We start from the raw sequence: 12,984 nt of genomic DNA, 5'->3' as shown, positions 1-12,984 counted from the left end.
CACAGCAATGTGCGGCCTTTTTTCATTTGCGCGCGCGCCACCGCTCCGGCCGAATCCCACCTCTTGCTCGTCCCCCCGCGCAAGTAGGGTTGCGCCCGTGTCGCGCAAACGCCAATACCCCTCCCGGCTCGCCTTTACAAAAAGTGACCCCGGCGGCAAACTGCCCCGATTCGGGGTCTTTCGGCCGCTTGCCGGCCAACTAGCGTTTTGCCATGACACTTGGTCTAGCTCTTGCACAGAGCCGGCGTATCGCGCCGGCCCTGCTCGCCCAGCTTGAACAGTCGGCACGAGAAAAAAAGTCGCAGCTGATCGACGAGATCATCGCCAGCGGCACCATGACTGCGCATGATGTGGCGATCTTCGCGGCTGATAAATATCAGCTGCCCCTGGTCGATTTGAGTCAGTACAACCTGAACAAGGTGCCGCCGGCATTGGCGGGCAACCGTGAATTCCACGCACACCGGCTGCTGCCGCTGGGCCGGCGCGAAAACCGGCTGGTGCTGGCGCTGTCGGACCCCGGCAACCAGGCCGGGCTGGACGCCATCAAGCAGAAATACAACCTGCCGGTGGACGCCGTCGTGGTCGAGCACGACAAGCTGATGACCTACGTGCGCTCCGCCACTGACGACAGCGGCGGCACGCTCAAGTCGATCGCCCCGGCGCAGGCCGAGCGCAAGATGATCGAGTACGACCCGGTCGCCTCCGCCAGCGCGCTGCGCAACAAGACCGCGGCCGATATCGACGATGCGCCGGTGGTGCGTTTCCTGCACAAGCTGCTGACCGAAGCCTTCCACCGCGGCGCCTCCGACCTGCATTTCGAGCCTTTCGAAACCTTCTACCGCATCCGCTTCCGCGTGGACGGCGTGCTGCAGGAGGTCGCGCGTCCGCCGGTGGATATCCGCGACAAGATATCCACCCGCATCAAGGTGCTGTCGCGCCTGGACATCTCCGAGAAGCGCGTGCCGCAGGACGGCCGCATGAAACTGCTGATCGCGCTGCCCAAGGAGAAAGGCGGCGAGAAGGACGCCAAGGACAGCAAGGAGCCCAAGGAAACCATTGAGAAGGCGATCGACTTCCGCGTCTCTACGCTGCCGACCTTGTTCGGCGAGAAGATCGTGATCCGGATCCTGGAGTCGTCCTCCGACAAGCTGGACATCGACCAGCTCGGCTACGAGCCGGCGCAGAAGGCCATGCTGCTGGACGTCATCAAGCGCCCCTACGGCATGGTGCTGGTGACCGGCCCCACCGGCAGTGGCAAGACGGTCTCGCTGTACACCTTCCTGAACCGGCTGAACCAGGGCGACATCAATATCTCAACGGCCGAGGACCCGGCCGAAATCCAGTTGCCCGGCATCAACCAGGTCAACGTCAACGAGAAGGCGGGCCTGACCTTCGCCGCGGCGCTGCGCTCCTTCCTGCGGCAGGATCCGGACATCATCATGGTCGGCGAAATCCGCGACCTGGAAACCGCCGACATCTCGATCAAGGCCGCGCAGACCGGCCACCTGGTGTTCTCCACGCTGCACACCAACGATGCGCCGACCACGCTCACGCGCCTGATGAACATGGGCGTGGCGCCCTTCAATATCGCATCGAGCGTGCTGATGATCACCGCGCAGCGCCTGGCGCGCCGGCTGTGCTCCTGCAAGCGGCCCGGCGAACTGGCGCGCGAGGTGCTGGTCGACGCCGGTTTCCAGGAGGCGGATCTGGACGGCAGCTGGCAGCCGTATCACCCGGTCGGCTGCGAACGCTGCAACGGCAGCGGCTACAAGGGCCGCTGCGGCATCTATCAGGTGATGCCGATCAACGAGGCCATGCAACAGATCATCCTGACGCACGGCACGGCCTTGCAGATTGCCGAGCAGGCGCGCAAAGACGGCGTGCTATCGTTGCGCGAAGCCGGGCTGGCCAAGGTGAAACAGGGCGTCACCTCGCTCGAGGAAGTGCTGGCAACAACAAATACGTAGAAGCGTAAAAGCGTAAGAAACGCAAAACAACAAGATGTCATTGGGGGTCAATCATGGCTACACGCGCACCAGCCGCCGCCGCGCGCAAGGCGGCTGCGCCCAAGGGGAAATCCGGGCGTAAGGCGCCCACGCAGTACATCTTCGAGTGGGAGGGCAAGGACCGCAAAGGCAAGACCTTTTCGGGCGAACTGCGCGCCGAAAGCCAGGCCGAGGTCAATGCCACCCTGCGCAAGCAGGGGCTGACCGTCGTCAAGCTGAAGAAGCGCCGGGCGGCGCGCGGGCGCAGGATCACAGAGAAGGACATCGCGTATTTCACGCGCCAACTCTCCACCATGCTCAAGGCCGGCATCCCGCTGCTGCAGTCGATCGACATCATCGCGCGCGGGCACTCCAACCCCAACTTCACGCAACTGCTGGCCGAGATCCGCTTCGATATCGAATCGGGCAGCAGCATGGCGCAAGCCTTCCGCCGCCATCCGCGTTACTTCGACACGCTCTACTGCAACCTGATCGATGCCGGCGAGCAAGGCGGTATCCTGGATGCCCTGCTGGAGCGCTTGTCGCTCTACATGGAAAAGACCATCGCGCTGAAAAGCCAGATCAAGTCGGCCATGATCTACCCGATCGCCGTGCTGTCGGTGGCCTTTGCCGTGACGGTGATCCTGATGATTTTCGTGATCCCGGCCTTCAAGGGCGTGTTCTCCAGCTTTGGCGCCAACCTGCCGGCGCCCACGCTCGCCGTGATCGCGATGTCGGATTTCTTCGTCGACAACTGGTACCTGGTCATCGGCGCGCCAATACTGTCCATCACACTGTATATACGGAGCCTGAAACGATCGGAAAAAGTCCAGCGCGCCAGCGACCGCATGCTGCTCAAGCTGCCGATCTTCGGCTCGCTGTTCCGCAAGGCGGTAATCGCCCGCTGGACGCGGACGCTGGCGACCATGTTCGCCGCCGGCACGCCGCTGGTGGAGTCGATGGAATCCGTGGCCGGCGCCGCCGGCAACTGGGTCTACTACGACGCCACCAAGGAGATCGAACAATCGGTGCGCATCGGTACCAGCCTGACCAACGCCATGCAGGCCACCCATGTGTTCGACAATATGGTGCTGCAGATGACGCAGATCGGCGAGGAGTCGGGCGCGCTGGACAATATGCTGCTGAAGGTGGCCGAGTTCTACGAGCGCGAGGTCGACGACGCCGTGGCCGCCATCTCCAGCCTGATCGAGCCGCTGATCATCGTGGTGCTGGGCGTGCTGATTGGCGGCATGGTGGTGGCAATGTATCTTCCGATCTTCAAACTGGGACAGGTGGTGTAAGGCATGTGGCTGTTTTCCGCGGACGGCGCCAGCGGCGCGATTTCCTCACTGGCTGCCCCCGCGCAGACCATCGCCGGGCTTGCGGCGCTGCCGCCCTGGTTCCTGGTGGCCGCCGCCGCGCTGGTTGGCTTGCTGGTCGGCAGCTTCCTGAATGTGGTGGTGCACCGCCTGCCGCGCATGATCGACCGCGAGGAAGCCAACTACATCGCCGAGCTACGCGATGACCCGCTTCCCCATCCCGAGGCCTACAACCTGATGGTGCCGCGCTCGGCATGTCCGCACTGCGGACATGCCATCGGCGTGCTGGAGAACATCCCGGTGCTGAGCTATCTGGTGCTGCGCGGACGCTGTTCGGCCTGCCGCGCACCCATCGGCGCACGCTATCCCCTGGTAGAGGCAGCCACCGCGCTGCTGACCGCGCTGGCCGCCGCCCACTTCGGGCCGACCTGGCAGGCGCTGGCGGCCATCGCCATGATCTGGGCCCTGATCGCCCTCACCCTGATCGACGCCGACACGCAACTGCTGCCCGACCAGATCACCCTGCCGCTGCTGTGGCTGGGCCTGCTGCTCAATCTCGGCGGACTCTTCGCCCCGCTGGCCGACGCGGTGACCGGCGCCGCCGCAGGCTATCTGCTGCTATGGACGGTGTACTGGGTGTTCAAGCTGGTGCGCGGCAAGGAGGGCATGGGCTACGGCGACTTCAAGCTGATGGGCGCGATGGGAGCCTGGTTCGGCTGGCAGGCGCTGCCGGCGCTGGTGCTGCTGTCGTCGGTGGTGGCCCTGGTATTCGCGCTTGCCAATATCGCGCTGCGCCGTCAGGATCGCGATACGCACTTCGCCTTCGGCCCCTATATCGCCGGCGCCGGCCTGCTCGTGCTGTTCTTCGGCAGCAATGTGCTGCCGCTGGGCATCGCGGGCTGAATGACGCCGGCCGCATGCCGGCCCATGGAACCACGACAAGCACCACCGCAAGCTTTGAGATCGATATGCTGCAAATCGGACTGACCGGAGGCATCGGCTCCGGCAAGACTCGCGTGGCGGACCTGTTCGCCGCGCGCGGCGCCGCCCTGATCGACACCGACCTGCTCGCGCACGAGATCACCGCGCCGGGCGGCCTGGCCATCCCGGCCCTGCTCGAAGCGTTTGGCCCCACGTGCCTGCGCGACGACGGCGCCATGGACCGCAACGCCATGCGCGAGCTGGTGTTCTCCGACCCGGCGGCCAAGGCCCGGCTCGAAGGCATTACCCATCCCCTGATCCGCCAACTGACCGAAGCGCGCGCCGCCGCGATCCGCGCCTCCGGGCTTCACCCCTACCTGATCTACGTGGTGCCGCTACTGGTCGAATCAGGCTCATGGCGCGCGCGGGTGGACCGGGTGCTGGTGGTTGATTGCAGCGAGACCACCCAGGTCGCCCGCGTCATGGCGCGCAACGGCTTCAGCCAGGGCCAGGTCCAGGCCATCATGGCCAGGCAGGCGCGGCGCGGCGACCGCCTGGCCGCTGCCGACGATGTGATCGACAACGATGGGCCGCCGGAGGCGCTGCCAGCGCAGGTGGACCGTCTCGACCAGCTTTACCGCGGCCTGGCCGCTGGCTAGGCACCATGTTTGTGCGGCGACGAATGCCGCACCCTGAATGCTGCACCCTAAGTCGGCTGTTTCATTTGTTCTGATTTGCGGACTCGCATAGAATGCGCTGGAACCACGCGGGAAATGGCCGCATACTGCCGATATCGCGGGCCCACGCCGAGTCACATCGAGCGGACCCAGGCGCACCGGATGCAATCTCGGCTCCGATACGCCGCCCAGGGTCAGACTGCCCACCCGCCAACCCGCCCTGTTGCACGGACATACCCATTGATTCTGTACGAATATCCTTTTAACGAACGCATCAGGACTCTCCTGCGCCTGGAAGACCTGTTCGATCGGCTGGATTATTTCCTCGCCCAGGATCACGCCCTGCAGCATCATGTGGCGTTGACGACTCTGTTCGAGATCATTGACGTCGCCGGCCGCGCGGACCTGAAGACCGACCTGCTCAAGGAACTGGAGCGCCAGCGCCAGGCGCTGGCCGCGCTGCGCGCCAATCCGCAGATCGACCAGGGCGCGCTGGATGGCGTAATCGGTGAGATCGAGCAGGCCATGGCCCAGCTCAACCAGACCGTCGGCAAGGCCGGCCAGTTGCTCACCGACAACGAGTGGCTGACCAGTATCCGCAGCCGCGCCATCATCCCGGGCGGCACCTGCGAGTTCGACCTGCCGGCCTACTACGCCTGGCAGCATCGCCCCGCCGAAGACCGCCGCTCGGACATCCTCAAGTGGGCACGCCCGCTGGTGCCGCTTCGCATTGGCACCGACACCGTGTTGCGCCTGTTGCGCGAGTCCGGCCAGAGCGGCAAGGTCATCGCCACCGGCGGCAGCTACCAGCAGATGCTGTCCGGGCGCAGCTACCAGTTGATGCAGGTGCTGCTGGATGATTCCCTGCTGGCTTTCATCCCAGAGATGAGCGCCAACAAGTACATGCTGTGGGTTCGTTTCACGCAGCAGGATGGCGACCTTCGTCCGCGCTCGGTCGACGCCGACATCCCTTTCCTGCTCAAGCTCTGCAATTTCTGATTTTTGATTTCTGAAGCAATGACAACCGTAGTCAAATGCCCCACCTGCGGTACGGACGTGGCCTGGGTGCCGGAGAATAAATTCCGTCCCTTCTGCTCCAACCGCTGCAAACAGATCGACCTGGGCGCCTGGGCTTCCGAGAAGTACGTGATCGGCGGCAAACCCGGCGAGAACCCCTCGCAGGACCAGGAAGACGAGGAGTAAGCTCCGCAGGGCCGTTGCGGCCCCGCCAGTTCAGGCGCCGCCGCCCTCGGCAGCCAGCCAGTCCACCACGGGGATGGTGGCGGGCAGCAAGGGCCCCACGTCCACCGGCGCCGATTGCCATGAGAAGGCCTGGCCCTCGCGGCCGACCAGTTCGCCCGTCCACGCCGTGACCTTGCAGAAGTGCAGGCGCACATAGGCATGCGGGTAGTCATGCTCCAGCACGTGCCAGCGCACGCACGCGCCCACCTCGATGCCGAGTTCCTCGTGCAGTTCGCGCGCCAGCGCATCTTCCACCGATTCACCCTGCTCCAGCTTGCCGCCGGGAAACTCCCAGTAGCCTTCGTAGGGCTTGCCAGCCGGCCGCTGGGCCAGCAGGAAACGGCCGTCGGCCTGCACCATCACGCCCACGGCAACCTCGGTCACCTTGCGCGCCGGCGTGGCTTCGCCGGCTGCTCGCGCTGCCTCGCTCATGCCTGGCCGTCCTGCGCGGAAGCGATGAAGGGCTTGCCATGCTTGCCGCCCCAGTCGCGGGCGAACTGCCAGGCCACCCGGCCCGAGCGCGAGCCGCGCTCCAGGGCCCACACCAGCGCGTCGCCGCGCGCCGCGGCGACGTCTTCGGCGCTGCAGCCGAAATGCCCGAGCCAGTGGCCAACGATGGCCAGGTACTCGTCCTGCTTGGGCGGATAGAACGACAGCCACAGCCCGAAGCGCTCGGACAGCGAGATCTTTTCCTCCACCACCTCGCCGGGATGGATCTCGCCATCGTCGGTGTGCCGGTAGGTTTCGTTGTCCTTCATGTATTCGGGCAGCAGGTGGCGGCGATTGGAAGTGGCGTAGATCAGCACATTGTCCGACTGCGCCGCCACCGAGCCATCCAGCGCCGATTTCAGCGACTTGTAGCCCGACTCGCCTTCCTCGAAGGACAGGTCGTCGCAGAAGATGGCGAAGCGCTCCGGACGCCCCGACAGTTGCTCGACGATGTCGCCCAGGTCGCCCAGGTCGTCCTTGTCGACTTCCACCAGCCGCAGGCCATCCTTGACGAAGGCATTGAGGCAGGCCTTGATCAGCGAGGACTTGCCCGTGCCGCGCGCGCCCGTCAGCAGCACATTGTTGGCCGGCAGGCGCTGCACGAACTGACGCGTGTTGGCGACGATGGCGTCTTTCTGGCGCTCGATGTTCTTCAGGTCGTCGAGATGGATCGGCGGCAGCTGGCGGATCGCCTGCAGGTAGCCGATGTTGCCGAACAGGCTCTGCCGCTTGCGCCAGCGGAAGGCGACCGCTTCCTTCCAGTCAGACTCGGTCAGCTGGGGCGGCAGCCATTGTTCAAGGCGGGCGAGGAAACTGTCGAGGCGGGCGGCAAGGTCGGACATGGCGGCTTGAAGGAAAGGCTGGCGGATCGTTGGCGGGAGTGCTGGCGGCTAGCGCGCCGCCCCGCGCTGGCGGGAGCGGCACGCACGCGATGGTGCTTACGAACGGTAGTCCGCGTTGATCGAAACGTAATCGTGCGACAGGTCGCAGGTCCAGACCGTGGCGGTGGCATCGCCGCGCCCGAGCGCGATGCGCACGGTGATCTCGGCCTGCTTCATCACGCGCTGGCCGTCTTCCTCGCGATAATCGGGATTACGGCCGCCGTCGCGCGCGACCAGGACATCGTCCAGCCACAAATTGACATGCTCGACCTCGAGATCGTCGACGCCGGCGTAGCCCACGGCCGCCAGGATGCGGCCCAGGTTGGGGTCCGAGGCGTAGAAGGCGGTCTTGACCAGCGGCGAATGCGCCACCGCGTAGGCGATCAGGCGGCATTCGGCCACGTCCTTGCCGCCCTCGACCTGGATGGTCATCAGCTTGGTGGCGCCTTCGCCATCGCGCACGATCATCTGCGCCAGTTCCTGCGACAGGTCGGTCAGCGCGGCGCGCAGCGCCTCGAAATCCGCCCCTTCGGCACGCTCGATGGCCGGCGCGCCTGCCTTGCCGCTGGCGATCAGCACGAAGGAGTCATTGGTCGAGGTGTCGCCGTCGATGGTGATGCTGTTGAAGGAGCGGTCCGCCGCGTACGACACCAGTGCCTGTACGACGTCCTGCGACACCGTAGCGTCGGTAGCGATAAAGCCCAGCATGGTCGCCATATTGGGACGGATCATGCCCGCGCCCTTGCTGATGCCGGACAGCGTCACGGTCTTGCCGCCGATCTGCACGGTGCGCGAGGCGGCCTTGGGCTGCGTGTCGGTGGTCATGATCGATTCCGCCGCGGCCAGCCAGTTGTCGGCCTTGGCGTTGGCAATCGCGGCAGGCAGCGCGGCGACGATGCGGTCCACCGGCAGCGGCTCGAGGATCACGCCGGTCGAGAACGGCAGCACCTGCTCGGCAGCAATGCCGAGTTGCGCGGCCAGCGCGTCGCACGTGGCGCGGGCGTTGGCCAGGCCCGGTTCGCCGGTGCCTGCGTTGGCGTTACCGGTGTTGACCACGATCGCACGGATGCCCTTGGCCGCGGCCAGGTGCTCGCGGCAGACCTGCACCGGCGCGGCGCAGAAGCGGTTGCGGGTGAACACGCCGGCCACGGTGCTGCCTTCGGCAACGCGCACCACCAGCACGTCCTTGCGGTTGGCCTTGCGGACACCCGCTTCAGCCCAGCCGAGCTCGACGCCGGCGACAGGTTTCAGGTTCTCTGCCAGCGGCAGGGGCAGGTTGACGGCCATGTGCGTTCCTCTATGCGTTCGACGTTGCTGGTTATGCAGTTTCTGCTGCTGCCAGGCGGCGGCGGACAGTACATGGTGCGCCTCCCCTGACGAACATGCCCGCTTGCGCGGGCATGTTTGCTGACTTCACTGTGCGCGGCTTAGCTGAGCTTGCCGTGGCACAGCTTGAACTTCTTGCCGGAGCCGCACGGGCAGGGATCGTTGCGCCCCACCTTGGCCATGCCGGCAGCCTCAGCCGCGGCGGCGTAGGCGATGCCGGCACGCTCGGGCGCGCTGCTGCCGGCGCCCTCGGCCACCTGGGTAGCCTCGTCGAACTCGTCATGCTTGTACTGCACGTTGGCGAGATGCGACAGGCCTTCCTCGATCTGCTCCGAGGCCTGCTCGAGCTCTTCCGGAGACTGGATCTGCACGTTGAAGATCACGCGCGTGACTTCGACCTTGATCACGTCGAGCAGGCGGGCGAACAGTTCGAACGATTCGCGCTTGTATTCCTGCTTGGGATCCTTCTGCGCATAGCCGCGCAGGTGGATGCCCTGGCGCAGGTGGTCCAGCGCCGCCAGGTGTTCGCGCCAGTGGGTGTCGATGCTTTGCAGCATCACCGAGCGCTCGAACCCGGCAAAGGATTCGCGGCCGACCTGGCTGACCTTGGCTTCGTAACGCTCGTCGGCGGCACGCATGATCAGGTTCAGCAGTTCTTCGTCCTCGATGCTCTGCGCGGCCTCGATGGTCTTGGCCAGCGGCACTTCCAGCGACCATTCGTCGCGCAGCTTGGCTTCCAGGCCGGCGATGTCCCACTGCTCTTCCATGGTGTCGGCCGGCACGTGGTCGCGGAACATCTCGACCAGCACGCTCTCGCGCAGGTTCTTCACCATCTCGCCGACATCTTGCGACTCGAGCACTTCATTGCGCAGCTTGTAGATTTCCTTGCGCTGGTCGTTGGCAACGTCGTCGTACTGCAGCAATTGCTTGCGGATATCGAAGTTGCGGCCTTCGACCTTGCGCTGGGCGGACTCGATCGAGCGCGTGACGATGCCCGCCTCGATCGGCTCTCCTTCCGGCATCTTCAGGCGTTCCATGATGGCGCGCACGCGGTCGCCGGCGAAGATGCGCAGCAGCTGGTCGTCCAGCGACAGGTAGAAGCGGGACGAGCCCGGGTCACCCTGGCGGCCGGCACGGCCACGCAGCTGGTTGTCGATACGGCGCGACTCGTGGCGCTCGGTGCCCACGATATGCAGGCCGCCGGCGGCCTTGACCTGCTCGTGCAGCGACTGCCATTCGCCCTTCAGCTGGGCGATGCGCGCGGCCTTGTCGGCGTCGGATAGGCTTTCGTCGGCCTCGATAAAGCCGGCCTGCTTCTCCACATTGCCGCCCAGCACGATGTCGGTACCACGGCCCGCCATATTGGTGGCGATGGTGACCATCTTGGGCCGGCCCGCCTGCGCCACGATCTCGGCTTCACGCGCGTGCTGCTTGGCGTTGAGCACCTGGTGCGGCAGTTTTGCCTTGTTCAGCAGGTCCGAGAGGTATTCCGAAGTCTCGATCGAGGTGGTGCCCACCAGCACGGGCTGGCCGCGGTCGTAGCAATCGCGGATATCGCGCACCACGGCATCGTAGCGCTCGGTCGAGGTCTTGTAGATCTGGTCCTGGAAGTCCTTGCGCTGGGCCGTGCGGTTGGTGGGGATCACCACCACTTCCAGGCCATAGATTTCCTGGAATTCGTAGGCTTCCGTATCGGCCGTGCCGGTCATGCCGGACAGCTTCTCGTACATGCGGAAGTAGTTCTGGAAGGTGATCGTGGCCAGCGTCTGGTTTTCCTGCTGGATGGTCACGCCTTCCTTGGCTTCCACCGCCTGGTGCAGGCCGTCGGACCAGCGCCGTCCCGTCATCAGGCGGCCGGTGAACTCGTCGACGATCACGACTTCGTCGTTCTGCACCACATAATGCTGGTCGCGATGGAACAGGCTGTGCGCGCGCAGGGCCGCGTACAGGTGATGCATCAGCGTGATGTTCTGCGGCGCGTAGAGCGATTCGCCCTCGCCGATCAGGCCCTGCTGCGCCAGGATCACCTCCGCCTTCTCATGGCCGGCCTCGGTCAGGTAGACCTGGTGGCCCTTCTCGTCGACGAAGTAGTCGCCCGGCTTCTCGACGCCGGTGCCATCGGCCTTTTCCTCGCCAATCTGGCGCTCGAGCAGCTTGGGAACGCCGTTCATGCGCTGGTACAGGTCGGTATGGTTCTCCGCCTGGCCCGAGATGATCAGCGGCGTGCGCGCCTCGTCGATCAGGATCGAGTCCACCTCGTCGACGATGGCGTAGTTCAGCGGCCGTTGCACGCGCTGGCCAGGGTCGTAGACCATGTTGTCGCGCAGGTAATCGAAGCCGAACTCGTTGTTGGTGCCGTAGGTGATGTCGGCCGCATAGGCCGCCGCCTTCTGGTCATGCGGCATCTGCGACAGGTTCACGCCGACCGACAGGCCGAGGAAGTTGTACAGGCGCCCCATCCATTCGGCGTCGCGCTGGGCCAGGTAGTCGTTGACCGTGACAACGTGCACGCCCTTGCCGGTGATGGCGTTGAGGTACACCGCCAGCGTCGCGGTGAGGGTCTTGCCCTCGCCGGTGCGCATTTCGGCGATCTTGTTATCGTTCAGCACCATGCCGCCGATCATCTGGACGTCGAAGTGGCGCATCTTCATGATCCGCTTGCTGGCCTCGCGGCACACCGCGAAGGCCTCGGGCAGCAAGGCCTCGAGCGACTCCCCGGCGGCATGGCGCTGCCGGAAGACCTCGGTCATGCCACGCAGGTCGTCATCCGAAAGTGCCTCGAACTTCGGCTCCAGCGCATTGATCTGCGCGACGGTCCTGCCATATTGTTTGATCAGCCGTTCATTACGGCTGCCGAAGACTTTCTTGAGAAGGCCCGTGATCATCGATTGCTTTCACCTACGCGAGTGGTACGCCGCCGTGGTACGCACTAGGCGGCCTGGCCGCCGGCTTGGCCGGCTGCCCAGGGCGGACCGCGCGAGGAAATAGGAAGATTGGCGCAAAACGCCGAGTTTATCACGCGCGCGGGTCACGACCGGAACCAAGCGGCGGGCGAAACGCTACCTGTCCGGATGGGGCCCGCGCATCCAATCCCCCCGACATCGGGGCGGGTCGCGGATTCTTCAACGGATTGCCGTACGATCGGTTGGAATTATTGCCTGGGCAACCTGCGCAGGTGATGATTTCGCCACGGCGAGGAAGCGATTCGGATTCTGCGGCACACCGTCCACATGCACCTCGAAATGCAGGTGGGCGCCTGTGGAGCGCCCGGTGGAGCCCACCAGCGCGATCTGCTGGCCCGGCTTGACGAGGTCGCCGGGCTTCACCAGCAGCCTGGAAGCATGCGCATAACGGGTCTTGAGGCCATTGCCGTGATCGAGATCGATCAGGTTGCCGTATTCGGCGTGCCACTCCGCCGCCGCCACCACGCCCCCGGCGGCCGCGACGATCGGCGTGCCCGCGGGCGCGGAAAAATCGACGCCGTCATGCGGGGAGCGGCGCCCGGTAAATGGGTCGAAGCGCCAGCCGAAGCCGGATGCATCGTAGCCGGTCGCTACCGGCAGCACGCGTGGAACCCGGCGATCCTCGATCCGGCGATCCAGCAAGGTGCTGGCCACCACATCGAAATAGTCCGCATGCCTGTCAGCCTGCTCGGACAGACTCGCCAGCGCGAGTTGCAGCTCAGGCAGACTCGAGGTGCGCGACTGCGCCGAGGGCGCGAGGCCACCACGGCCAGGCGGCTGCTTGAAGTCGAATTCCTTGGGTGCGATGCCGGCAAGCCCGGAAACCCGCTCGCCAAGCGCATCCAGCCTCACCATACGGGCCTGGATCTCGCCCACGCGGGCGGCCAGCACATTGAGATTGGCGCGCAGGTAGGCATCGTCGCCCGGTGCACGGACTGGCGCGCTAATGCCCGCCCGCGCCACGATCCAGGTCAGCGCCGACGAGACCAGCGCGACAACCAGGCACAGCAGCACGATGCCGGCGAAAATCTTCCCCCGTGACAAGGTGAAATGACGCACGCGCGGCAGGCGCGGATGAAGCACGATGATCTGCATGATGCAATCCTTCCCATGCAAGGCCTGGCGCCGGCTTCGTGGCTGCGGCGCATAAGCCGCCGCGCTGGCGCGAACGGCACGCTAGA

General features: G+C 65.3%; 11 protein-coding genes. 6 read left to right on the top strand and 5 right to left on the bottom strand.

Going from position 1 to position 12,984, the window contains the following annotated elements; translation table 11 throughout:
- Positions 1-212: 212 nt before the first annotated feature.
- From pilB to AC1DS6_RS13175, 6 genes are all read left to right on the top strand, one after another.
- Positions 213-1,967, top strand: a complete 1,755-nt coding sequence (gene pilB / locus AC1DS6_RS13200; RefSeq protein WP_441625614.1) for a type IV-A pilus assembly ATPase PilB — start codon at positions 213-215, stop codon at positions 1,965-1,967.
- 53 nt (positions 1,968-2,020) lie between these two features.
- Positions 2,021-3,286 carry a type II secretion system F family protein gene (locus tag AC1DS6_RS13195; protein ID WP_441625616.1) on the top strand — a complete coding sequence of 422 codons (1,266 nt, stop codon included), beginning with the start codon at positions 2,021-2,023 and terminating at the stop codon, positions 3,284-3,286.
- A gap of 3 nt (positions 3,287-3,289) precedes the next feature.
- A complete protein-coding gene (locus AC1DS6_RS13190) occupies positions 3,290-4,207 on the top strand; it encodes a prepilin peptidase (RefSeq protein ID WP_441625618.1) in 918 nt (305 codons plus the stop codon).
- Positions 4,208-4,272: 65 nt separating this feature from the next.
- The gene (gene coaE / locus AC1DS6_RS13185; protein ID WP_441625620.1) at positions 4,273-4,884 is read left to right on the top strand and encodes a dephospho-CoA kinase; all 612 of its coding nucleotides are present in this window, start codon (positions 4,273-4,275) and stop codon (positions 4,882-4,884) included.
- Positions 4,885-5,142: 258 nt separating this feature from the next.
- Positions 5,143-5,901: a cell division protein ZapD gene (gene zapD / locus AC1DS6_RS13180; protein WP_035875582.1), complete on the top strand. Its 759-nt coding sequence runs from the start codon at positions 5,143-5,145 to the stop codon at positions 5,899-5,901.
- Positions 5,902-5,919: 18 nt separating this feature from the next.
- Positions 5,920-6,105: a DNA gyrase inhibitor YacG gene (locus AC1DS6_RS13175; protein ID WP_035875584.1), complete on the top strand. Its 186-nt coding sequence runs from the start codon at positions 5,920-5,922 to the stop codon at positions 6,103-6,105.
- 30 nt (positions 6,106-6,135) lie between these two features.
- Here AC1DS6_RS13175 and AC1DS6_RS13170 read toward each other — a convergent pair whose 3' ends face one another.
- From AC1DS6_RS13170 to AC1DS6_RS13150, 5 genes are all read right to left on the bottom strand, one after another.
- The gene (locus AC1DS6_RS13170; protein ID WP_441625622.1) at positions 6,136-6,576 is read right to left on the bottom strand and encodes an NUDIX domain-containing protein; all 441 of its coding nucleotides are present in this window, start codon (positions 6,574-6,576) and stop codon (positions 6,136-6,138) included.
- Positions 6,573-7,475 carry an ATP-binding protein gene (locus tag AC1DS6_RS13165; protein ID WP_045237177.1) on the bottom strand — a complete coding sequence of 301 codons (903 nt, stop codon included), beginning with the start codon at positions 7,473-7,475 and terminating at the stop codon, positions 6,573-6,575. Before AC1DS6_RS13165 ends, AC1DS6_RS13170 begins: the two co-directional genes overlap by 4 nt.
- Before the next feature lie 96 nt (positions 7,476-7,571).
- Positions 7,572-8,801 (bottom strand): bifunctional glutamate N-acetyltransferase/amino-acid acetyltransferase ArgJ, encoded by a 1,230-nt coding sequence (gene argJ / locus AC1DS6_RS13160; RefSeq protein WP_441625625.1) that lies wholly within the window; start codon positions 8,799-8,801, stop codon positions 7,572-7,574.
- A gap of 140 nt (positions 8,802-8,941) precedes the next feature.
- Positions 8,942-11,725, bottom strand: a complete 2,784-nt coding sequence (gene secA, locus AC1DS6_RS13155) for a preprotein translocase subunit SecA (protein ID WP_477102588.1) — start codon at positions 11,723-11,725, stop codon at positions 8,942-8,944.
- Between the two features lie 237 nt (positions 11,726-11,962).
- A complete protein-coding gene (locus tag AC1DS6_RS13150; protein ID WP_441625629.1) occupies positions 11,963-12,898 on the bottom strand; it encodes a M23 family metallopeptidase in 936 nt (311 codons plus the stop codon).
- Between the last annotated feature and the right edge of the window lie 86 nt (positions 12,899-12,984).

This window comes from Cupriavidus sp. 05L310, from assembly GCF_056398185.1.
The sequence above is the reverse complement of the archived record's forward strand: the minus strand, read 5'-3'. Positions and strand labels throughout refer to the sequence as shown.